Here is a 22,015-nt window from a genome sequence, read left to right as displayed (position 1 = left end):
TTAGAAGCCGTGGCTGCCGACCGTTTTAACCAGTTAAGCCAGCCGCTCATTTTTAAATTTGACGTTATGCCTTTATGGTATCAACAGTTATGGCTGCAGGTGGTGGCTGTATTAAGTGCCATAATCATCGCTTTCCTGCTGGTACGGAAATATTATCAGTCCATCATCGGCTTACAAAAAAAGGACTATGAAAATGCACTTGCCCTGCAGCGCGAACGACAGCGGATCAGCAGTGAGGTGCATGATGATTTAGGGGCAAGCATCTCCGGCATTAAGCTCAGGACCGAATTGCTCAGCCGCAAAACGGCCGATCAGCCCGCTTTTAAGGAGATAGACGCTATTCATGAAGCCATCACCGATATATCTACCCAGGTAAGGTTAATTATCTGGAGTCTTGATGCCGAAAACGACGAAGTAAGCAACCTGGCCGGCTTTATTCATAAACAAGCCATTAAAATATTTGAATACAGCAATATTGACCTTCATGTAAATACCTCCATTAGCGAAACCCCGGTTACCATCAGCGGCGAAAAAAGGCGCCAGGTATACCTCCTTGTTAAGGAAGTATTAAACAATGTTGTCAAACATTCGGAGGCACAAAACGCGTTTCTGGAAATCAACCTTTACAAAAACCGGCTGCAGATCAGCATCCGTGATGACGGGCGCGGATTTGACCCTGATGTGCGCAAACACGAAACCATGGGCATCCGGAATATTTACGCCCGGGCAAAAAGATTGAACGCCGAACTCAAAATTGATACCGCCCACGGTAAAGGCACATCCATCAGTCTTAAACTAAACCTTTAGCGTATACCCCATAATAGGTATTAAGAAACCCGGGATAATTTAGGAATTAGCATTTTATATTTACTGCAAAGCACGCTCCAGATAATTTTGTTAAAGGATAATTTACACTACCCGCGCGGGCTGGAACAGAAGAAACTAAAAGGCCTCGTTAAAATAACTCCCCTGTTAGTGATCTTTAAAGCCTAACCTTATCATTACCATAATTCGTTGCCGCCCGGCTTCGCGGCACTTGTTATTCACCTTCGCACAATTATAATCACCAGCCTAAAAGATCAATCCCGCTTTAACAGTAAAGGGGCAAACAACCAATTGGTCATTTGCCCCTTTACTTTGTTCAAACCTATCCTGCGCAACCGGAACGACCGCCGGCAGCCTGTGCCTTAAAGGCAAATTCTTAGTTCAGATATTTGGTGATATCCTCAGATAGCGGGGTAGTTTGCGATCTGAAACGGTGGATCAGTTTACCGTTTTCGTCTATGAGGAATTTTTCGAAATTCCATTTGATGTCACCGGTAAAATCAGGGTTTGGAGCGGTTGTTAAGTATTGAAACAACGGATCGATATCCAAACCTAAAACGCTTACTTTACCGCTCATCGGGAATTTTACGTTAAAGTTTTCTTTGCAAAAGGTCTTAATGTCCTGATTAGTGCCCGGCTCCTGGCCGCCAAAGTTATTGGCCGGGAAACCTACTACTACCAGTTTGCCTTTGTATTGTTCAGATAGTTTTTCCAGGTCGGCGTATTGTTTGGTGAAGCCGCATTTTGAAGCCGTATTTACGATCAATACTTTTTTGCCTTTGTATTTAGCCAGGCTAAAATCTTTGCCATCAATGGTTTTCAGTTTAAAATCATATACTGAAGATGGTGCGGTGGCAAATAATAAGGCGATGATGAGTGCCAGTGTTTTCATGGTTTTTACAATTGATTTTTATAATCCACTATAAAAGTAAGGCTAAAAATTTCTTTTAGCTAAGTACTCATCTTCTTTTTGTGTCATTTTTTGTTTTGTAACAACACTTTTATCCGTGTAACCCAACAGGTGCAGGGCGCCGTGAATGATAACACGGTGCAGCTCATTGGTTTCGCCGGTTTTAAATTTGGCGCCATTTTCACGGATGCGGTCTATCGAAATAAAGATATCGCCAACAATATCCCCCTCTACTTCCGAATTATCAAAAGTTACAATGTCGGTAAAAGTATCATGATCAAGATATTGCTGGTTTATTTGCAGCAGGTATGCGTCTGAGCAAAAAATGTAGTTAAGCTCTTTCAGTTTAAAGCCCTCGGCAATTACCGTTTCCTTTATCCATTGTCTTAATTGCGCTTTTTGTTTCGGCTTAAAGGTTGTGTCTTCTTCAAAAAAATTAATCGTGGGCATCAGATCTTAAAGTGAAGTTCAATTTCATTACCCGAGGCATTAAAAATACATTGGTCGGCAAGGTGTTTAATGATAAACACACCGCGGCCGGTGAGGTTCTCGAGATTTTCGGGAGCTGTAGGATCGGCAAGGTTATTATAGTCAAAGCCCGGGCCTTCATCTGTAACAGTCCAGATGATACGCTTCGGTTCCACTTCGGCATTAACAATCACTTTTTTTGTTTCATCCTGTTTGTTACCATGCATAATGGCATTAATAACCGCTTCATTAAGGCAGGTCATCATATTGGCGAAGGTATCCTCCTCAACATGATATTTATCAGCAATTTCTTCTATCAGCTGCTCAAGCAACGTTATGCTCTCCGGTTTTGACGGCAGCTGCAACGTATATAGCTCGCTGGTTTGAACATTTGCCTCTTCCATATTATTTGGCATTAAGTTGATCAAAGTAAGATTTTATTTTTTGTTTATAATACAAATTAAGTGCCGGAGATACCGTTCTGATCTGCTCCGTCTGCTTTGCTTTTTGTTGCTGGTACCCCTGCAGTGCCTTTATGTATCCCGGTGGCAAATCCTTACCTGCATTGCTCTCTCTTTGCTGATCCTGATCTCGTTGCTGCTCGGCCTTTTCGGCCTCTAATAACCGGGTTTGAATTTGCTGCTGCCTTTTTAGCGCGTCATCTGTAATCTTCCTGTTTACGAGATCACGTTCGGTTTGTTCCATTTCTTTCGAAATTTTATCCAAATTGCCCAATCCGCCTGTCCCGTCTTTATTTTCGTCCCTGTCAATTTGTTGCAAAGCCTGCCGTATCATCTGCTGCTGACGTGCCATTTTAGCAAACTGCTCGCTCATATTACCACTATTGCCCTGCTGGCCTTTACCCTGGTTGCCTTGTTGCTGCATCTGCTCGCGGGCCTTTTGCATATTTTGATTAAGCTGTTGCTGCATTTTTGCCAATTGCGATATGGATTGCTGCTTTCCCTTGCCTCCTTTGCCGCCCTTATTCATCATTTTTTGCATTTGCTCAAGCGCTTCGCTCAGCATCAAGGCAAGGTTGTTCATGGATGTCATAGCGTATTGCTGGTTGCGGTTTGCCTCAAGCGTACGCCTGTCGCCCAGAAACTCAAGAGCCTGGTCAATATGCTCGTTGATACTGGTAATCTCCTTATTAACTGTCGACTGGATCTGCGGCACCCTCCTGCTGATGGCATACAAGCTGTCTTCGGCCGTTTTCAAGTTGTCTTTTATATCCTTTTGATTTTGCGATAGCGTAACATATGACGGATCTGTAGGATTGGTGTTTTTAAGCGTTTGCATCAGCTTTTCCTGATTAAACGAACTGTTAACCAGGCTTTTTAACAATTCCCTCAACTGCTGGGCATCAACAGCATTCTCTTTTGATTCGCCTTCGTCGCTATCTTTTTGCATTTTTGCAGCAAGCTCCTTCATTTGCTTTGCTGCCTGCTGCTGCGATTTTGAGGCTTTTGAATTATCCTTTTTTTGCAGATCGCCGGCACTTTGATCCATCTGCTGCTCAATATCTTTGGTTTCCTTTTCAGGATTTTGATAGTCTGATTTACGTTCGGACTGCTCATTGACCTTCTGCAACTCATCGAAGCCTTTCTTCACATCCTGAAAATCCCGCTTCAGCTTATCCTGTTGCTGCTGAAGGTTCTTCTGGTCGGCACCGGGCTGTTTGGTTTGATCAGATAGTTTTTGCTGCTCATCGGCCAGCTTATTCAGCTGATCGAGGTTTTGATTGAGCTTTTGCTCAAACTCCAGCTTTTTGTAAAGTTCCAGCACCCGGTCGAGCTCCTTTTTTAACGATTTATTATCCATCTGCATTTTGGATAATTCATCGCGGGTAGCATCTTTTTGTTGCTCGTTTAACAGTTGTTGCAGGTTTTGAAGCAGCTCTTTTGTTTTTTGATCAAGTACATTGTTAAACAAATCTTCAATCTGCTTTTGCTTAGCCATGATCTCTTCGGTTTGCTGCTGGTTTTCCTGGCGATTGTATAAATTCTTTTTGTTATCGGCCTGGATATCTTTTACCAAATCTTCCAGGTCTTTACGCTTTTGCATCAGGTCTTCTATCTGCTTTTTCTCATCAAACGAGAGTGTATTTTTGTTCAGCAGGTTTTGATTAAGCTTTTGCGCGTCGCGTTCAACCTGTCCCGCCAGCTTTATAGCCGAAGCCATTTTTTCTTTTATAGCTTTTGAGCCCGCATTTAACTGTTGGTTAATCTCCTTGTTGTCAGGCACATTTAGTGTATGTTTTGCTGTACGCGCTGTTTTGTGGCCGGTCACTTCGTCGTTATCGGCAACCTCAAAAAAGTAGCTTACATGGTCGCCGGGATTAATGCCCATTTCCTTTAAGTTCCAATAATAAAAGAAATCGGCTTGTGTTTGGGCCAGGTCTGCATTAACCTTTTTGGTAAATTCCCTTTCTTTGCTGTTGCCTGTAGCCGCGATGGTATAATGAAACGTTAGCGATGAAAAACCATGATCATCCTGGATCTTGCCATTAAAATAAAACGCTTTCATGCTTACCGAATCTGGCTTTTCATCAACAAAGATGGATGGCGCTTCGTCAGTAACAACGTTGATGCGATATGTAGCCGAATCACTCTGATTTACCTGTGCATTAACCGGTAAAAGTTTGTAAACCGACGTTTTCAATATCCGCTCACGGTGTTCAAACAGGTCTGGCCCATTTTGTACCGTAACGTGGCTTTGCCCATTTATGTCAAACATCAATGTACTGGCATACTGGGTATGCAATTGCCAGTTCACAGTTGTACCGGCAGGAATAGTCAAATCGCCGGCATTTAGCAGCCTTTCATTTTTTTTATGGAGGTAGGCCGGATAATTTAGGTCAACGTCAAAGTGTAACAGTGCAGGCTTTTGATTTACCTTGATTTCGTAAACAGCCGAACTAAAGCCATTGCCAGAAAACTTAAAGCGGGTATTTTGCTGCAGGTTGCTGAACTGGTAATGAAAACGGCTGATGTTATCTTTATCCAATTTAAACGTATTCTCCCCTGTTTCAACATAAACATCTGCGGGCAGCTTATCGCCTTCCAGTTTAAGGTCGAGCTTTAAATCACTCCCCTGCACAACTGAGAGTGTTTTGTTCAATACAATAAACCTGAACGGAGCAGCAGGAACAAAATATTCGTTATGCCTGATCAGTCTTTTAGTACTTTCGGTTAATACAGAAGGCGCCGCCAATGCAATGATGATAATTACCCCCAGCGGACCAAGCGCCCATTTTAAATATTTGGTGTTTTCTTTAAGGTTGATAGCAGATGGAAAGCTTACCGGTTTAAGCGCCTCTATCTTTTGGTCGATACTGGCCTCGATGAGTGCACGGTGACTTTCATCTTCGGCAGCAAGCTTTTTTAGCTGCAGGGTATTGAGCAGCTTATCATGAACATCGTTAAAATGCCTGCCAATAATTTCGGCAGCTTCATCATGCGTTAAAGTTTTGCCCAGCTTAAGCCAGGCCAGCAATGATGGTAAAACCAGCCAGCAAACAAGCACTGTATTAAACAGGATAAAAAAGTAAAAAAGAATGGTACGCAGCAGGATACTGAAATTGCCGAAATATTCGCTTAGGGTAATTACTACATAAGCTGAGAAAAGACCGGCACCTAAAAATATTAATCCACGCAAAAAATTATTGAAATAATACTTCCGGGTGAAAGTATTGATTTTGCCAAGCAAAAGTTCATAATTTTCTGTCGAGGCCATACTACATGTGGAAAACGTTAAATAAACACGCCTTATTAAACGCAAAAGCCATGTATTATATATAACACGTGTTGGTTTAAGTTAAAAATTAAAGCAATAATAATAAAATGTTAATTGTTTATGACAATTAAAATTGATTCCCGCTCTTTATTGGGAAATACATGGTTTAAAACAATGATAATGGGCAAAATTGGGAAAATCTTATTCCTGCTCCTCAACTGTTTCTTCCTCAGGCTCCGGGGATTCCAGCTTATGCAGCCAAATACCGGCTATTCCCGTAATTGAATATGGAAATATAATTACTGCTATAGAAGATACAGCCGAAACCTTTTTTTCAAAAAGTAATTCAAAAAACGGGAGCATAGTAATTATCAATATAGCTATGGTTAAAACCTGTTTTACATAAAACGGCTCTCTCTTTTTTGATAAAGAGTATACTGCCCCCCAAAATACAAAGGCGAAAGGAATAGTAAGCAGCAGAACCATATCTGCAAAAATGATGTAGTCTTTTTGGATCTCTGCAATAAGGCTTATTTCAGGATTTTCGATAATAAACCATGACAGCACAAGGTGGAGCAATGGCGCAATGATTACCATCAGCAACCAAACTTTTAAACTGTATATAAATGACCTGTTCATAATTTATTAAGCGCGCTAACAAGATACATAGCAGTCAATAAAATAACAAGGCTACCCGGGTTCGTAAACGGTATCCGATTATTATTTAACACCGCAATTATAATCGTGATAACCCGGAAAATGCTTTTTTTACATACAGCCGTTGCGCTTCCATACTTGCAGATTTGAAAACAACACTGATTTAAAGGCCACGCCATTTAATTTAAAAGGTTTACATTAAAATATAGAACTGTTTTTTTATCCAAAAATTATATCTGCAACAGCAGAAAACCCTCTCCTAAAATAGCGGAACAAAAATTTCGACTTTCGGGGAACAAACGTAGGATTTGGGCCACAAATAACAAGTACGATTATTTATTTTAAATTTCTACATTAAATTAACCCCGGGTTAATTGCCGCAATATAAATTACCATAAAAAAGGGTGTTTTCACGGATTGTTAAGCGTATAGTTAATTATTACCTTGCATCAATTTAGCCACAGCCCTATCATGACCATTCCGATCCAACTCAATAAATCCATATTGGACTACTTTAGTGTAGGTGGCGTTTGGCAAAATATTTTATTTTATGCCACTATACTTTGCCTTTTATATATTAACATTTTGTTAACCCGTCGAAAGAAAAGTTATAAGCTGCAGCCAGTTGGGGACTTACCTGACGAAAAAGACGAGTCTGCGCTGACGACGGCAGATAGCACCGGGCTCAAAACAAACGCCGCTTTAAATAATGAAACAGCTACACTAAGAAACGAGCTTTTGGCTTTGGGCGAAAAATTGGAGCTTTCGTACATGAAATCGGAAAGACTTAATGGCCAGTTATCGGAAATATTGGATAGTGTTGAATTAACAATGGCCTACGATCATACCCTTTGGGATTGGTCGCTGGATTTCAGCAGCAAAGAGATTACGCTTTCCGAATATGGCTTAAAGCTCTTCGGCTTTCCGGAAAATACAAAGCCCGTTTTAAATGAGGCTATCCATATTGTTGATCCCCGGTACCAGACGGCACTTATGGATGCTGTTGAAAAATCATTTAAAACCGGTGCCGACTTCTCAATCACCTGCCTCGTTCATCCATTAAATGGTAGCCAGTCAAAAGAAATAAAGGCAGCGGGCAGGGTGTATTATAACGAGCACGAAACACCCCTAAAACTATCCGGGAAATTTTCAATTACCCATACCGAGCCACTGATGAAGAGGTGATTGTGCTTTACAGATTCCGTTTCCGGGCGGATCTGCAAGTGTTCAATTTTTAAAAGTGTGAACGCCCGCCTTCTTTCCATAAAAAAACATTGCTGGTTGTCAGACACTTGCGTTTTCGCTAAAATGCTTTAAAAGCCGACCTGAACAAACAAGCGCTGATAATCAACAAGTTACAAATTTTCATTTCCAAACATTGAACACCCGGTTTTCAAAAATTGAACACTGACAAGATCCTGTCAGTTTATTGGGAGGGATTAGCCCGTTAAGTAACCGGCTTAATCAGCCTGGCACTTACACTTCAATCCGTTTAAAGCGCTAAGTCTTTTGAATGTTGTTCAGCGCCTTATTAATTCTTTTAACCGCTGTAGTTATAATTTGCAGCTTCATGTCATTATCACTAAAACATCATTATTTATTTCTGCGTTTTTTATCCGGCGTTGGTGTTACATTTTCAAAATCTACACTGGCCTCTCTTTTTCGCGGAGTTAACAATCTTGTTTTGTGCACAATGTACTCATTGTCCTTCCCTATCTCTATTATATAGAATACATAAAGCGTTTGAGCAGTGAGATCTGTTGTTTTTTTCGCAAAATCGATCAGCGTGGGAAGACTGACCATCTTGATCTTTGATAGTGAAGCATTACTAACACTCTGGCCAGAATCCTTTAAATTATATACAAAAGTTGGTTCGCTATTGTATTTGAGACATGGGCATTTTACGGTAAAGTATTTGTACTGTGATTCTATCCCAACATCCCACATCCTATCTTTCGGCATTGTATTAGCAGTATCCAGCAAATAATAAACCGTGTCGATATTGTTGGCTACCTTTTGAGCCGAAGCGCTATAAATGTTAAGCCAAAGTATTACGATCAAAAAGTATTTCATAAACTAATTAGTTGCAATTTCCGGGTAATTTATCATTTGAGTTCAAAGAACTGTTATAAAAATTATTTAACTGCGCATCTGTTAGCGAGTATTTTGTTTTAATAGCATTATACGCCTGTTGTAAAGTAGCTGTTTCCGTCGCTGTTGCTGATGGATCGGAAGTATTTAATCCATATAACATTGCGCTGGCATATTCTGCGTCCGTATGGGCTGATTTATCCCATGTTTTCAAGGCGCCGACCGCTTGGTCAAAATAATTGGTCAGCATGACCAGATGGTTGCTGTAATTGGCAGGCAAACCATCCAGCGTACACCATTGATCTATAGATAAAAGCCAGTTGTTGTTTGTGAAATCGGTATATCCCTGGGACGCATTATCTTGGGCAGTCGATAGTCCGTAGTTGATATAAGCATGCATAGTTTCATGTATAATTGTTGCAGCAATCAATAACCTCGAACTATTTTGAAGCATCTTTGTATTTAATGTGATGGTCGCGCTTTGACCGATACCGGAAGACTGAGGCTGGGTTTGCCCAAGTTTATAGGTTAACTCAGTGCTATTGGGCTTAGAAACGGCCCAATCAAGGTTAGCGTTTTGCCAAACCAGATCAGGTCTTTGCGATGTTATAAATGGAGACACCAGATTGGTATATACGCCGATACTTGCCAGTTGATCAATAATCAATTTAGTAGCACATGGGAAATACTTCGCAAGGCTGTCAGTTCTCACTGTAAAAAGCACCGGTGGCGGTGGTACTACACATGGCGAAGCCGGTGGATCCGGGGGATATGTTGGCGGGGGGAAAGTTCCATCGCCATCGCCAGGAGGCTGCTGTACATTTTTATCAAGGATTAAACGATCACCTGTCGATTGCACTTGTAATTTGGTAGCATTCGTTCCTGGGCAAGGCTGGCTTGGTGGATTGCTGCCACCAGCGCTACCACTTCCTGTGGAACCTGATGGTGCCCCCCCATCCCCGCCACCATCTACCCAATCACAAGTCGCTCCTAAATATTTAACGTCTACAACCTCTCCGTTTACCTCCGATATCTGATACCAATCAGTACAATCCTGTTGTAATTTATTAGTTTGTAAGCTTTGAACAGCCTGGCTACCCTTTTGAGATAATGGACCAGAAGTGGTTGACATCGCTTTGAGGATTCGGCCATTCTTATAAAACCAACCGCTTATAAATTTACCTTTTGGGGTACTGTATAAAACTGTTCCGGAAAAATCACTGTCGCGCTTGTTATATCTGTTCCTGTCAAGTTTGCTCAGGTCATTCTTTAAATAAGCTGGGTCTGCGATCACAGTCATCACATAAGCATCGTAGCTTTCTCCGTTTTTTAATAATAAGAAGGAGCTGTGGCTTTGGAACTGCTCGGTGGCCTTTCCGGAATTCATGTTTTTTAGTTCAGCATGGTACTGTACACTCGGATCAATCGGGATTTCGAGGACTTGCTGCCCTGTACGCAGGTACGTACTCCCATTCTGCCATACTGGTCTTATTAGCTGACTAATGTCCGCACTATCTTGTATTGACTGAACTCCCATTTTGCTATTCGCCGGGAATGCATTTTCATACCAGGCCTTAGCCCGAACAATCGCCGGGTCGCTTATTTGAACGGTGGAATCTTCATGGCGGTCTTTTTTACAACTATTTACGGATAGAATAATCGCAGAAACAATAGCGATTGGGTACAAGACTTTAGGAAAAGATTTAAGTTTAAGGTATTTCATATTACGCGGTTCAGGCTTTGAACAAATATTGAAATTATATTTAAAGTTTATAGTACGTAAAGAAAATATTACCTATTACTATAAAATATTTCATTTATAAGCCTAAGGGAAAATAACTGAACCCGAGATATTAGAAAGTCAATTATCGTGGAGTCCGTGAATGTAACAGCGAATCAGATAGCGCTTATTAAGTAATAGCGGGACTACTTAAAATGAAATGATCTTATTGGACTTTTTTCTCCTGAAACCATAATCTTATTAAGACAGAAAACCTTTAAATCCGCAGTTGCCGCCAAGATAGCTTTAAAAGCCACATTTACATTTTGAAATATCCCGCCAACAATTATATTTGCAGCCCGGCCATACATTTATTTCGGGATGTAGCGTAGCCCGGTATCGCGCCAGCATGGGGTGCTGGAGGTCGTGGGTTCGAATCCCGCCATCCCGACTTGAACACAAGCTTTAAAGAGCATATTTGAGCAGTTTTTTACTGATTGAATATGCTCTTTTTTGATTGTTGACCTTCTTATAGACCTTGATATTAGTATTACTGCCATAACAGATTATGTTATGAAATAGGTTTGCCTGCCCGTTTACACAAAAATCCCGATGATCGTTTCGTCCGGGATTGTAATGCTTCACAAGCATGATGCTTGCTTTATTTTAGGACGAAGTTATGCTTTCGCTAAACTTCGACCAGTAGGGGATGTAGTGAAGAAAACGACTGTTGCAAAAACTGGAGAGACGGGTAAAGGAAAGAAAGATGCGAAAGACAGCCAAAATTAACTTTCCTAACTATCTGATTTATGTCCTATAGTAAAACTTAGCGGCCCGTAAAGCCGCTTTTTATATTTCTAAAAAGATCGCGAGATGTCCATAATCCACTGGCAATGATCCGCCGCATAGTCAGGTTCGGATAAGTTTTGTCACGTGGCGCATCCAGCTGAAAAGCCGCTTTAAACCCTATCTTTTTTAGCTCGGGCAAGCCTTTACTATTCCAGTAACCGAAAGGAAAAGCGAAATAATCCACAACTTTTCCGGTTATGTCTTCCAAATTTTTTTTCGAAGCTGCGATCTGCGGCTCAAATTCCACAGGCTTCAAATGCCTGAAGTCCGTATGGCTTTGGGTATGGCAGCCGATTACATGCCCTTCAGCTGAAAGCTGTTTAATCTGCGCGGCATTCATGAACCAGGGATGCGTGCCGATCTTCCCGGTAATGATAAAGAATACTCCCTTAAAGCCGTAAGATTCCAGCACCGGCAATCCGTTTTTGAACTGGTCGGCATTGGTATCATCAAAAGTCAGCATAATGGGTTTGGCAGGCAGCAGCTTACCAGATAATAGCCCATCCGGTAAAACCGTCTGATAACCACTGTCCGCCAGCATTTTCATTTGCGCTTTAAAAACGGCAGGCGGGATAATGTACTGCTTATCCGTCCGGCTGTCTTTAGCTTTAAAATCCCGGATCTGGTGATAACAAAGGATCGGGATTTGTCTTTGGGCAAATCCGCAAAGGCAGCATACTAATAGGGAAAGTAGGGCGCTTAATTTTTTCAAGAATGTAAAAATAAACTTCGTTTTGACGGATGCAAAAGTTAATTATGGTTAGAGCTTAAGTTAATTTTAAACAACAAAAAAGCTCTTATACCATTGATTGTAGGTGTCGTACTTAAAACAATAGTCGTTTCAATAAACTTCTACTTTGTTAACTTCAAAGGAAGAGTATTAATTGAAATACCGGTAGTCTACTGGCTATTCGTATCACCATTAATAATTTTCACCTATATATTCAATAATTCTTAAGAATTTTGGAAAGGTGTACTTATAAATTACGATATTCGAACTGGTGAATATTCTAACTTAATAAAAACTATGATTCGGGTAATCTCTATCCCAATTGCGTTGGATTTGGTGGTTACGATGCCGATTGTTATTTTAAGCAACCCGAACAATATCATCTTCTGTATCGTCTTTTACCTAACATCTCTATCTATTTTAATGAGCTTTTTCCTAATATGGTCAACACTTTTTCCAATTAAAGTTGGGTCATATTTCCAAATGAAAGGTAATACTTCATTTCTCGGCCACCTTGCCTCCACATTATTAGTCGTAATTACCTATAAAAAGGGCTTTTATCTGTTAGTTCCTTTATACATGATTATTACATATATCACCTTTAAAATAGGTAAAAATCTTTACCGTAATAACAGGAAAGAAATATTTCAAAAAATATTAATTAATTACAATGATTATGCAAACACTTATAGTAATATGCACACTTATTGGGGTCGTATTTTATATTAGAAAAGCTCGTAAGTCAGTTTGATAACTAGCATCAATAATTGTTGATACTTGCTATATCAATTCAAGCAAATTCAGACCAGTACGCACTGTAGATATTATTACTTGAGATCAAATTGCCTTTGCCATATACTTATTATTCACTTATCGATTAGCTTTAATTTACCGAAATCAGAAACGATTTTATATTAGATATACAACATTTTCTCCTGAATGTTCCTGCAACTAAGTTTAAACAAAACCTTTGGGTGTTATCTTCAGGACGGGTGCATTTTATAGATTAAGCCGCAGACCGGGGCGAAATTTCCTAAATGCAATTCTTTTATGAGCAATTCAATCAGGCATGTTTTATTTAAATAAAAATAAAAAAAGATCTTTTTTATAGCTTAGCGTTATATTTTTAAAAACACAACGATGGTCGAAAACAAACCGACATGTCAAAAAACGCGATCATTCTATGAAAAAAGCTTTCCTTACCTTTCTCCTTTTCTTAATGCTTACCCAGGCTTTTTCCCAATCAACCGGCAATATTAAAGGTAGCATCACCGACAATTCAAAAGCCCCGTTGGAGCTGGTGAATATTATTCTTTACAAAACAAATTTCAGCGCCACCACAAATAATAAAGGCCAATACAGCATCAATAATATTCCTGCCGGAAACTACCAGGTCATTATTTCGCACATCGGCTATAAATCTGTTAAACAGCATATACTCGTAAAAAACAATGACACTACTGAATTTTCCTATACGCTTCAGGCCGGCGTTATTAAGATATCTGCTGTTGAAGTACAAGGCGAAAGAGGCGTAGGAAGCATCAAAGCGTTACCCGAGATCGGCGGAACAAATATTTATTCGGGCAAAAAAAATGAAGTTGTTTTGGTTGACAGCGTCAATGCAGATATCGCACAAAATAAAGCCCGCGATGTGTTTGCAAAAGTACCGGGTATCACGTCGTGGGAGTTGGATGGTTCTGGCACTCAAACCAGTGTAGCGGCAAGAGGATTAAGTCCGCACAGATCATGGGAGTTCAATGTGAACCAGAATGGCTACAATGTTAATAACGATCTGTATGGTTATCCCGAGGCCATGTATAACCCGCCGTTGGAAGCCGTACAGCAAATTGAGCTCATCAGGGGATCAGCCGCTCTTCAATATGGCCCTCAGTTTGGAGGGATGCTCAATTATGTAATTAAACAACCCGATACCACGAAGTCATTAAGCATTGAAACCGAACAAACGTACGGCTCGTTCAATACCTCAAATTCCTTTGCTTCGGTAGGTGGAAAAAAAGGCAAGCTCACTTTTTATGCTTTCTTTAATTACCGTAGCAGCGATGGATGGCGCCTTAACTCCAACTATAATTTCCTGAATGCTTATGCAAGTTTGCACTATAAGCCAACAGCTAAAATTGATATTGGCCTTGAATACTCAAGAGAAAACTATATGCAGAAATTTGCTGGCGGGCTTACCGACGCGATGTTTGCTGCCGATCCGCGCCAATCAACCAGGAGCAGAAATTATTTTAACCCGATAATCAACCTCCCCGCTTTACTTTTTAATTACGCCATCAATAATAAAACACTATTGAATGTAAAAGCCTATACTTTTTTTGGGCAAAGAAACATGGTTATTGCCAGCCCGGGCTTAGCCACCAATGCAGATACCATCAGCAAAGCTACAGGCTCCTACGCGCCAAGAGAGATAAACAGGGACTTTTACAACAGCTATACTGTTGATGCACGAATGATAAAAAAATACGATCTGTTAGGCCATGAGAGTGCCCTATCGGGCGGCTTAAAATATTCCAACGCTGCTACAAACAGAAAACAAAACGGAGAGGGAAGTACAGGAACTAATTTTGACCTTACCCAAACCGGCAATTACGGTATTGCCCTGCTCTTTAAAACAATAAACTACGGCGCGTTTCTTGAAAACCTTTTCCGCATCACCGATAGGCTATCCGTTACCCCCGGCATCAGGTATGATAACCTCAAATCAACTTTAAACGGAACGGAATATAAAGTATACAAAAATTTCAACCCCGTATCGCTTTCAACCTCCAGGAACATCGTGCTGGGTGGAATCGGTGCGCAGTATAAGATCACTGAAAGCATTAATATTTATGGCAATTACTCGCAGGCATACAGGCCCATCCTTTATGCAAATCTTATCATCGGGTCGAGCACAGCGGTGATCGACCCGAATTTGAAAGACGCGAGCGGCCATAATGCAGATATTGGCGTTCGGGGAGGGGTTAAAAAGATATTGAACTTTGATCTAAGCGTATTTGAACTGAAGTATAACAACAGGATAGGAAATATAACGCTGACTGATGGCAACGGAAAACCCTACACCTACACCACCAATGCCGGCAATGCGCTCACCAAGGGAGTGGAAGCTTTTGTTGAGGTTCACCTGCTTAATTTCAATACCGAGGACACTAACAGTGATCTTTCCATATTTTCTTCTTACGCTTATAATCACGCCAGGTATTTGAATGGCAAAGCAGGCGTGGTTAATCTGACTGGAAAAACGTTGGAAGACGTTCCTCAATTTGTTAGCCGCTCGGGCATAAATGGCTCTGTACATAACCTCTCCGCTACCTTTTATTATTCATACGTTGGCGGATCATGGTCAGATGCGAATAATACAGCTGCTACCAAAACAAGTCCCAATATAGGCTATGTCCCACGATATCACGTGGCCGATTTTGCCCTGGGCTATAAGTTTTCCGACAAGTACAACATCAGGATCGGTATCAATAATCTGACAGATAATAAATACTTTACCCGCCGAACAGAAACGCTCGTTTACCTTGGCAATGGTATATTACCCGGCGACGGAAGATCATGTTATGTTACATTAGGTGCTAAATTCTGACAGCAGGATATCAATCCTGTTTTTGAACAATCGATGTCCAACCTATCTCCGCCGACCAATAGTTCGTATGCCTGCTTGCAAGATTGCTAAAATGCGAACCACATAGTTTAGACCGGCAGGGCGCCATTGTTCTTTTCCTATTCACCAATTTCGCGAGTTTAGCCCACCGCCGGGATAAAAAGTAAAGGCTATACAAGCGGGCGGATTTGTTCGTCTTTAGAGGAGCCATAACTACAAGATCTTTTATTTGTAACAGACATTCATTATGTTTTATAACAAGTTCATTGATTATCAACTATAGCATAAATAAGTATCAAAGGCCATCAAACCGAAGCGCAATATATGTGCCCTATACGGCGCCCGTCCTGAATATCATAGATATAAATGCCGGGGTAATCGTCTCCTCATCCCGACTTGAAAACAACAAAAAAGCATATCTGCACAGTAGTTTTACTGTTTGGATATGCTTTTTTTATTTAAACAAATGCTTATATGCCGTAATTGATAATTAGAAATTTACGGAATCATCTACTGGTTGTAATTTTAAACGTTTCCGGTCTTTCCAGCCTTTTATCCAATCTTTTGCTGGAATTTCAATGAAAAAATAACAGGCAATTGAAATACAAATAAGCGCAACCAAAAAGGTATAAAATTGTAGTTCGGGATTTACAACCCGTATTTTTTGAAGAAAAAGCTGAGGAAAGATTTCATTGGATGTTGAAGGATGTACGCTGGCAATGCTCTTGTAAACAGCATGGTATTGATTGTACTCATCAAAACTGTTATATTAGGATTAAACTATTAACATCTAACTAAATGCTCAATTCTTCAACTATCACTATTGAAACAGAAATAGGGGAACAAGAAATTTATATAAGTCCTTTTTTATTACAATCGGAAGAGCCGCCCAATCTTAAGTCTGGAACTATTGAGAAACTTTATTTTTATAAAGATTTAAATGACGATGCTTATAAAGCAACTTTGGCTCTTGAGCCGATGAGGCACCAGTTTAAAACAGATGATTATATACTTAATTTAGGTCAGAATTTTGAAAACTATTATTTGGGTAGCTTTCATATTGATTTTAAAAACCGGCGCTGCCGGCAATGGGAAGGCAAACCCAATATGCTTACAGAACAAGACGTAAAAAACCTGGGCGAAAACCTTTTTAATCCAAATGTTAAATCACGGCAATTTACTTTATTTACACCTACCCGCCCTTCTGATTTTAACACCGGAAGATTAAAATATAAGATATAGATAAGGCCAATCATTAGATCCCGCCGGCATCCATTATGGCTAATGCGCTCAAACCCTCAAAGCACCCTACTGGTCGAAGTTTAGCGCCAGCGTAACTTCGTCCCCCAATAAAGTAAGCATCCTGCTTGAAATCTGAAGCATTACCCGGAGATTCCGCCAGATAAAAATAAAGCCTTACTATACCATAAATTCAACCAGTGAACTTAAACCATATAATGCGTCGGGAACTCAATACCACTTGTTTTAGCCACATTGAATATCTATTTTAGCATCGCATAATACTAACCTTATCCATGCTACGTTACTTTCGCCTTATCATAGTTATTTTACTACAATTACTAATATTGGGTTGTAAGGCCCAGAACAAGCATACCATTTTTCCTCCCGAAAGTTTTTCAGTTATTGAAGCAAAATTACCAGACGGGAGGCCTGTTGTTGGATCTGTTAACACCGCCTATAAAAATTACGGCGAAAAGAAAAGCTATCCGTGGTGCCTGCAAATTCACGTTGCGCTTAAGCATGATAGTGTTATGAAAAATGGGCTACCGCTTGAGTCAGAAATAGACGTTGCTAATACGCTTGAGGACGAATTAATCAATGAAACGGGTAAAGTAGTAACCCTGCATTACATTGGCCATGTCTATAACGATTCCTTCTTAGATGTTTATGCTTATATTGATCATCCCGAGAAAGCAAACGAATATCTTCAGAAAAAAACAAAAGCGCCCGATGTAAAGCGAGAGTTTTCATTTGAAATAAAACAGGATAAAGAATGGGTAGAGGTTAAACCGTTTTTAGAGTAAGTACATGACCTCTTATATTTGAGTTCCCAACTCAAGCGACAGTGCAAAAGAAAAACTCAAACCCTCAACGCCCCTCTAAACCCCCGGGCAGCATAATATGACTCCGCCCCATTATGGTAAATAAATATGGTGCCATAACGAAAATCGGCAAAAATGGCTCCGCCGAGCTCCCTAATATCGGCCGGTGTTTTGATCCAGCTTGAGGTTTTGGTATCAAACGTTCCAAGCTTTTGCAATTCGCGGTATTGTTCTTCATTTAAAAGTTCAATGCCCATATCCTTCGCCATTTCAACAGCGCTGTTTCCGGGCTTGTGTTCTTTTCTGGCTTCCAGCGCTTCATGATCGTAGCAAACACTTCTGCGGCCTTTGGGGCTTTCTGCAGCACAGTCGAAAAAAATATATTCGTCCGTATTTTTATCGTAAGCAACAACATCGGGTTCTCCGCCGGTTATTTCCATTTCATTAAGTGGCAATAGTTTTTCGGTATCGGCTTCCAGCTTTGCCTGTACCCCGGCCCATTCTATGCCGGTGTGGCGATTCATGTTTTTCTCAAAACGGGTTTTTAGTATGCCGATAAGTTCTTTCTGTTGTTCTGGTGATAGCTTCATATTTATTGCAGGTTATGGTTTATTGGTTTTTAGGTAATTTTTCAATTCCCCTCTTGAGAGGGGGCGCGTAGGACAGCGCGGTGGCAGGGGTGTGTATGCGATTGCCTTTTCAAAGCAGCAACACACCCCTACACCCCTCTCGAGAGGGGAATCGCACAGGCCTCCGCTTTTTATTCTTAAAAACGGGCTGTATTACAAATCATTCAATCCTTTACCGTTAAGGATTTGCGGCATCCATTTTTCAACTCTTGCCTCGCGGGTTGAGGCTTGTTTGGGTTGGGAAAAATGAAGCAGATACGCTTTTTGCCGTCCGGGTGTTAATGCTTCAAATGCGATTTTAAGGGCGGGTATGGTATTTAATTTTTGTTGAAACTCCTGAGCGACCGCAAAATCTTTCGTCTGCTTTAAATTTACTTTTAGTCCTGCCTTTTCCACCTCAATGGCTTCATAAATATACGCTTTCAGGATACTCCTTTGCCCGGCTATTTCACCGGCATTGGTAAACCTGATTTGCCGCGCAGCTTGTACGTTTTCGGTTTGCTGAATAAGGATGTTATGGGTATCACTTAATAAAGCTCCCTTGAAAAATAAAAGCGCGCAATATTCTTTAAATACATGGATCAAAACGATGTTGCTTTCCCGAAAGGTATAACAGGGACAGCCCCATTTTAATTCTTCGGTCAATCCGCAATCAAGAACAATCGATCTTAATTGCTCTACTTCTTCCTGCCACTTCCCGGCTTTATTAAAATAAAAATCAACTTTGGGGTTCATATCGTTCATTTATTGGTTTCCCGAAATTACTTTTCTTTCGGCAGGTCTGAAATACCATGATATTACAGTAAGTACCAGTAATAGCAGCGCGGGAAATATCTCAGCTATAGCATTCCCCGCTGCGATATGCGAAAAAATCGCGCCCGACATAGCAAAGAAAAAACCCGCGTACGCCCATTCCTTTACCACCGGAAATTTAGGAATCAATACTGCTATAACACCCAAAACTTTCCAGGTGCCCAATATAGTTAAAACATAACCCGGATAGCCTAAATGCGTCAAACTGTCGGCCCCTCCTGCCCCGGCCTTCGCTTTTAATAACTGTACCATTCCTGTTGATATCATCCCTAAAGCAAGCCAGATGGTAGCTATCCAATAGATAATTTTATTCCGTTTCATGATATGTGTTATTTCAATTTGTTTACTACTTCCTGCAGGCGGTTATGGGCCATATTTATACCATAGGCAAAAGGCAGCTTAAGCATTTGGTCCCTCAGTTCGGGCGTTCGGTAAACCACATGCATATTGAGCTTGCTGGTATCGTCAGTTAGTTTTTCAAACTCCAGGAACTCGAGTTGTACATCAAAAGGCGCGTTATCCATTTCAAACGTACGGGTGATCTTTTGCCGGGGATAAACTCATGAATTGTTCCGTTGGCTTTGAACACTACATTCCCATGCGGATCTTTTGTTTCAAATTGCCAGCTGCCGTGCTTTTTATTTTCAAGCTTCAGCACTTTTGTTCCCATCCATTGCTCAACAATTTCGGGCTCCATGTAGGCTTTAAAAAGCAGTTCCACCGGTAAGTCAAACACTCTTGTAATGGTTAAATCCTGTTTGCCGTTTTCAGCGTCTATTTTTGTTTTTTGTTCCATGTTATTTGCCTTTATAATTTTTCATAATAGTTTCTAATTTGTTGAACCTGTCTTCCCACATTGCGCGGAACGGTTCGATGAAGTCGGCCACATCTTTCATTTTTTCTGCATTGATATGATAGTAAATCTCCCTGCCGTTTTGCTCCTGTTTAAGCAGCTCGCACTCGGTAAGTATTTGCAGGTGTTTGGAAACGGTGGGCCGGGCGGTGTCAAAGTTTGACGCAATTACACCAGCAGTCATCGCTTGTGTGGCAACTAGTAAAAGGATGGCCCTTCGGGTTGGGTCGGCTATGGCTTGAAATACATCTCGTCTTAAATTCATCATGTAGCTATTTGACTACAAATATAAATGTAGCCATTTAACTACGCAAGTTTTTGTTTTATTTTTTTACTTGAACCTTTATCTGATGGCCCTGAGTATCAAGCCTGAATATCTGTCAAAAACACATTAATTTATTTTCTGAACGTAATAAAACGAGCCGATTGCTTATTTTGTAATACATTCTTAACACGCCTTCGCTTAAAAAAGTGTAATTTTATACCTTCTTAGCAAGGTTATACTACTGGTAACAGTAAACTATAATAATTTAATGGGTATGAATGCCATTCACAATAAAGATATTGGGACCAAACAAAAAGCGCTGGCCATTAATCTTAACCCCGAAATTTATGGCTCATTTGCCGAAATAGGTGCCGGACAGGACGTAGCAGCAAACTTTTTTAAAGCCGGGGCATCATCCGGTACCATAGCCAAAACCATGTCGGCCTATGACATGCTTTTTTCAGATGCCATTTATGGGGTACAACAAACCCGCCGTTATGTAAGCGAACCGCGGCTGATGGCCATGCTTGGTCATGAATATGGCCTGATCATTGAACGCCTTGGTACGCAGCGTGGTGACACTTCAACTTTTTTTGCTTTCGCGGATACCATATCGGCCCTCAATTACAACAAAACAAATGAAGGCCACGGTTGGATGGGCGTACGCTTTCAGCTTGAGCCGAACGGGCAGTACAATGATGTGGTGATCCATGTTAAGCTGCTGGATAACGATAATAACCTGCAACAGCAAGCTGTGGGGATATTAGGTGTAAACCTGATGTATGCCTGCTTTTATTATAATGAGATTCCACCGGTATTCCTGCTTTCGCTGATGGATAACCTCTCGCGCGACAGGATCCAGATAGACATGATCCGCTTTGAAGGACCAAACTTTACCAAAGTTGATAACCGGCTCATGAGCCTTCACCTGGTAAAATACGGCTTTTCGGATGCGGCGCTGTTTGGGCCCGATGGTAAAAACCTGCAACCATCCGAAGTTTTATACAAAAAGCATATCGTAATGGTGCGCGGCCGTTTCCGCCCGGTTATCAACGTACATATGGATATGCTGAACACCGGTGTTAAACAGTTTTTACAGGAATCGGATGTTGATAAGGAAAACGTTGTTGTTGTTACCGAGCTTACCCTCCAGGCCCTGAAAGAACGTAACGCCGATATCAATGCCGATATAGACGAGAAGGACTTTCTCGACCGTGTAGACATCCTCGGCTCACTGGGCCAAACGGTGATGATCTCTAATTTTCACGAGTATTATAAATTGGTGGCCTATCTTTCAAAGATCACCAAACTTAAAATGGGCGTGGTACTTGGTTTCCCTAACCTGGAGTACATTTTCTCGGAAGAACATTATAAAGATTTGCCGGGCGGCATTTTGGAATCGTTCGCTACGTTGTTCAGTCGTAAGGTAAAATTGTTTATATATCCTACCCTGCGCGATGGCGTGATCTGGAATTGCCTGCGTTTTTACCTTCCGCCACACCTGATTGACCTGTACCGCTACCTGATAGCCAACAATAAGATAGAAGACATCAGGCATTATAACGAAAACAACCTCAACGTTGAAACCGACAATGTGCTTGAGCTGATAAAACTGGGCGCCGATGGCTGGGAAGAGTTTGTGCCGCCCGAAGTTGCTACCATAATCAAAGAACGCCGCCTGTTTGGATATGCCTCCGGGTTAGAACCGGTAAAAACACTTGATGTGCCTCCGGTGGATGGTGATCGTACAGAAATAGATATAGCTTAAAGCTAAAAGCATAA

General features: G+C 41.0%; 20 protein-coding genes and 1 tRNA gene. 7 read left to right on the top strand and 14 right to left on the bottom strand.

Going from position 1 to position 22,015, the window contains the following annotated elements; genetic code table 11:
- Positions 1 to 807 (top strand): sensor histidine kinase (locus BLS28_RS26665; RefSeq protein ID WP_143020885.1); only part of this gene is annotated, 807 nt, incomplete at its 5' end.
- Positions 808 to 1,201: 394 nt separating this feature from the next.
- Here the strand turns inward: BLS28_RS26665 and BLS28_RS26660 are convergent.
- The 5 genes from BLS28_RS26660 to BLS28_RS26640 all read right to left on the bottom strand — a co-directional run bounded on the left by BLS28_RS26660 (position 1,202) and on the right by BLS28_RS26640 (position 6,577).
- Positions 1,202 to 1,717: a glutathione peroxidase gene (locus tag BLS28_RS26660; protein WP_091174940.1), complete on the bottom strand. Its 516-nt coding sequence runs from the start codon at positions 1,715 to 1,717 to the stop codon at positions 1,202 to 1,204.
- Positions 1,718 to 1,759: 42 nt separating this feature from the next.
- On the bottom strand, positions 1,760 to 2,185 hold the full coding sequence (gene ybeY, locus BLS28_RS26655) for an rRNA maturation RNase YbeY (protein ID WP_091174938.1): 426 nt from the start codon (positions 2,183 to 2,185) through the stop codon (positions 1,760 to 1,762).
- Entirely contained in the window at positions 2,185 to 2,607 is a 423-nt protein-coding gene (locus BLS28_RS26650) for an ATP-binding protein (protein WP_091174936.1), read from the bottom strand. The genes ybeY and BLS28_RS26650 overlap by 1 nt, the downstream gene beginning before the upstream one ends.
- A 1-nt stretch (position 2,608) precedes the next feature.
- On the bottom strand, positions 2,609 to 5,938 hold the full coding sequence (locus BLS28_RS26645; protein WP_091174933.1) for a coiled-coil domain-containing protein: 3,330 nt from the start codon (positions 5,936 to 5,938) through the stop codon (positions 2,609 to 2,611).
- A 201-nt stretch (positions 5,939 to 6,139) separates the two neighbouring features.
- On the bottom strand, positions 6,140 to 6,577 hold the full coding sequence (locus tag BLS28_RS26640) for a hypothetical protein (protein WP_091174930.1): 438 nt from the start codon (positions 6,575 to 6,577) through the stop codon (positions 6,140 to 6,142).
- Between the two features lie 489 nt (positions 6,578 to 7,066).
- On the opposite strand from BLS28_RS26640, the gene BLS28_RS26635 reads away from it, so the two are divergent.
- Positions 7,067 to 7,780 carry a hypothetical protein gene (locus tag BLS28_RS26635; RefSeq protein ID WP_091174927.1) on the top strand — a complete coding sequence of 238 codons (714 nt, stop codon included), beginning with the start codon at positions 7,067 to 7,069 and terminating at the stop codon, positions 7,778 to 7,780.
- 408 nt (positions 7,781 to 8,188) lie between these two features.
- Here BLS28_RS26635 and BLS28_RS26630 read toward each other — a convergent pair whose 3' ends face one another.
- Positions 8,189 to 8,668: a hypothetical protein gene (locus BLS28_RS26630; protein ID WP_091174922.1), complete on the bottom strand. Its 480-nt coding sequence runs from the start codon at positions 8,666 to 8,668 to the stop codon at positions 8,189 to 8,191.
- Between the two features lie 7 nt (positions 8,669 to 8,675).
- Positions 8,676 to 10,409, bottom strand: a complete 1,734-nt coding sequence (locus tag BLS28_RS26625; protein WP_143020884.1) for a SprT-like domain-containing protein — start codon at positions 10,407 to 10,409, stop codon at positions 8,676 to 8,678.
- A gap of 374 nt (positions 10,410 to 10,783) precedes the next feature.
- On the opposite strand from BLS28_RS26625, the gene BLS28_RS26620 reads away from it, so the two are divergent.
- Positions 10,784 to 10,857: transfer RNA gene (locus tag BLS28_RS26620), tRNA-Pro, on the top strand.
- A gap of 375 nt (positions 10,858 to 11,232) precedes the next feature.
- Here the strand turns inward: BLS28_RS26620 and BLS28_RS26615 are convergent.
- Complete coding sequence (locus tag BLS28_RS26615; protein WP_091174918.1) at positions 11,233 to 11,967, bottom strand: polysaccharide deacetylase family protein; 735 nt, start codon at positions 11,965 to 11,967, stop codon at positions 11,233 to 11,235.
- Between the two features lie 1,201 nt (positions 11,968 to 13,168).
- On the opposite strand from BLS28_RS26615, the gene BLS28_RS26605 reads away from it, so the two are divergent.
- The 3 genes from BLS28_RS26605 (at position 13,169) to BLS28_RS26595 (ending at position 17,655) form a co-directional block, all read left to right on the top strand.
- Positions 13,169 to 15,592 (top strand): TonB-dependent receptor, encoded by a 2,424-nt coding sequence (locus BLS28_RS26605; protein ID WP_091174913.1) that lies wholly within the window; start codon positions 13,169 to 13,171, stop codon positions 15,590 to 15,592.
- 816 nt (positions 15,593 to 16,408) lie between these two features.
- Entirely contained in the window at positions 16,409 to 16,852 is a 444-nt protein-coding gene (locus BLS28_RS26600; protein WP_091174911.1) for a hypothetical protein, read from the top strand.
- Between the two features lie 293 nt (positions 16,853 to 17,145).
- Positions 17,146 to 17,655: a DUF695 domain-containing protein gene (locus tag BLS28_RS26595; RefSeq protein ID WP_091174909.1), complete on the top strand. Its 510-nt coding sequence runs from the start codon at positions 17,146 to 17,148 to the stop codon at positions 17,653 to 17,655.
- Positions 17,656 to 17,711: 56 nt separating this feature from the next.
- Here BLS28_RS26595 and BLS28_RS26590 read toward each other — a convergent pair whose 3' ends face one another.
- The 6 genes from BLS28_RS26590 to BLS28_RS26570 all read right to left on the bottom strand — a co-directional run bounded on the left by BLS28_RS26590 (position 17,712) and on the right by BLS28_RS26570 (position 20,233).
- Entirely contained in the window at positions 17,712 to 18,263 is a 552-nt protein-coding gene (locus BLS28_RS26590; RefSeq protein ID WP_091174907.1) for a DUF4256 domain-containing protein, read from the bottom strand.
- A gap of 192 nt (positions 18,264 to 18,455) precedes the next feature.
- Entirely contained in the window at positions 18,456 to 19,037 is a 582-nt protein-coding gene (locus BLS28_RS26585) for a YdeI/OmpD-associated family protein (RefSeq protein WP_176844573.1), read from the bottom strand.
- Positions 19,038 to 19,046: 9 nt separating this feature from the next.
- A complete protein-coding gene (locus BLS28_RS26580; protein WP_256337545.1) occupies positions 19,047 to 19,436 on the bottom strand; it encodes a DoxX family protein in 390 nt (129 codons plus the stop codon).
- 8 nt (positions 19,437 to 19,444) lie between these two features.
- Positions 19,445 to 19,639: a hypothetical protein gene (locus BLS28_RS31430; RefSeq protein WP_256337544.1), complete on the bottom strand. Its 195-nt coding sequence runs from the start codon at positions 19,637 to 19,639 to the stop codon at positions 19,445 to 19,447.
- Positions 19,585 to 19,911, bottom strand: coding sequence for an SRPBCC family protein (locus BLS28_RS26575; protein WP_256337543.1), 327 nt, complete (start codon positions 19,909 to 19,911; stop codon positions 19,585 to 19,587). Before BLS28_RS26575 ends, BLS28_RS31430 begins: the two co-directional genes overlap by 55 nt.
- A gap of 1 nt (position 19,912) precedes the next feature.
- Complete coding sequence (locus tag BLS28_RS26570; RefSeq protein ID WP_090532792.1) at positions 19,913 to 20,233, bottom strand: ArsR/SmtB family transcription factor; 321 nt, start codon at positions 20,231 to 20,233, stop codon at positions 19,913 to 19,915.
- Positions 20,234 to 20,507: 274 nt separating this feature from the next.
- Between BLS28_RS26570 and BLS28_RS26565 the strand changes: the two genes are divergently transcribed.
- Positions 20,508 to 22,001: a nicotinate-nucleotide adenylyltransferase gene (locus BLS28_RS26565; protein WP_091174899.1), complete on the top strand. Its 1,494-nt coding sequence runs from the start codon at positions 20,508 to 20,510 to the stop codon at positions 21,999 to 22,001.
- Positions 22,002 to 22,015 lie beyond the last annotated feature (14 nt).

Source organism: Mucilaginibacter gossypii, from assembly GCF_900100945.1.
GTDB lineage: Bacteria > Bacteroidota > Bacteroidia > Sphingobacteriales > Sphingobacteriaceae > Mucilaginibacter > Mucilaginibacter gossypii.
This window is presented reverse-complemented; position numbering and strand designations above follow the sequence as displayed.

What these genes read in the sequence shown, in the direction of transcription:
- BLS28_RS26580 (WP_256337545.1), bottom strand. Translation starts at nt 19,436, where the DNA reads ATGAAACGGAATAAAATTATCTATTGGATAGCTACCATCTGGCTTGCT.
- BLS28_RS26640 (WP_091174930.1), bottom strand. Translation starts at nt 6,577, where the DNA reads ATGAACAGGTCATTTATATACAGTTTAAAAGTTTGGTTGCTGATGGTA.
- ybeY (WP_091174938.1), bottom strand. Translation starts at nt 2,185, where the DNA reads ATGCCCACGATTAATTTTTTTGAAGAAGACACAACCTTTAAGCCGAAA.
- BLS28_RS26625 (WP_143020884.1), bottom strand. Translation starts at nt 10,409, where the DNA reads ATGAAATACCTTAAACTTAAATCTTTTCCTAAAGTCTTGTACCCAATC.
- BLS28_RS26660 (WP_091174940.1), bottom strand. Translation starts at nt 1,717, where the DNA reads ATGAAAACACTGGCACTCATCATCGCCTTATTATTTGCCACCGCACCA.
- BLS28_RS31430 (WP_256337544.1), bottom strand. Translation starts at nt 19,639, where the DNA reads ATGGATAACGCGCCTTTTGATGTACAACTCGAGTTCCTGGAGTTTGAA.
- BLS28_RS26605 (WP_091174913.1), top strand. Translation starts at nt 13,169, where the DNA reads ATGAAAAAAGCTTTCCTTACCTTTCTCCTTTTCTTAATGCTTACCCAG.
- BLS28_RS26575 (WP_256337543.1), bottom strand. Translation starts at nt 19,911, where the DNA reads ATGGAACAAAAAACAAAAATAGACGCTGAAAACGGCAAACAGGATTTA.
- BLS28_RS26590 (WP_091174907.1), bottom strand. Translation starts at nt 18,263, where the DNA reads ATGAAGCTATCACCAGAACAACAGAAAGAACTTATCGGCATACTAAAA.
- BLS28_RS26645 (WP_091174933.1), bottom strand. Translation starts at nt 5,938, where the DNA reads ATGGCCTCGACAGAAAATTATGAACTTTTGCTTGGCAAAATCAATACT.
- BLS28_RS26630 (WP_091174922.1), bottom strand. Translation starts at nt 8,668, where the DNA reads ATGAAATACTTTTTGATCGTAATACTTTGGCTTAACATTTATAGCGCT.
- BLS28_RS26600 (WP_091174911.1), top strand. Translation starts at nt 16,409, where the DNA reads ATGCTCAATTCTTCAACTATCACTATTGAAACAGAAATAGGGGAACAA.
- BLS28_RS26565 (WP_091174899.1), top strand. Translation starts at nt 20,508, where the DNA reads ATGAATGCCATTCACAATAAAGATATTGGGACCAAACAAAAAGCGCTG.
- BLS28_RS26635 (WP_091174927.1), top strand. Translation starts at nt 7,067, where the DNA reads ATGACCATTCCGATCCAACTCAATAAATCCATATTGGACTACTTTAGT.
- BLS28_RS26570 (WP_090532792.1), bottom strand. Translation starts at nt 20,233, where the DNA reads ATGAATTTAAGACGAGATGTATTTCAAGCCATAGCCGACCCAACCCGA.
- BLS28_RS26650 (WP_091174936.1), bottom strand. Translation starts at nt 2,607, where the DNA reads ATGGAAGAGGCAAATGTTCAAACCAGCGAGCTATATACGTTGCAGCTG.
- BLS28_RS26585 (WP_176844573.1), bottom strand. Translation starts at nt 19,037, where the DNA reads ATGAACCCCAAAGTTGATTTTTATTTTAATAAAGCCGGGAAGTGGCAG.
- BLS28_RS26595 (WP_091174909.1), top strand. Translation starts at nt 17,146, where the DNA reads ATGCTACGTTACTTTCGCCTTATCATAGTTATTTTACTACAATTACTA.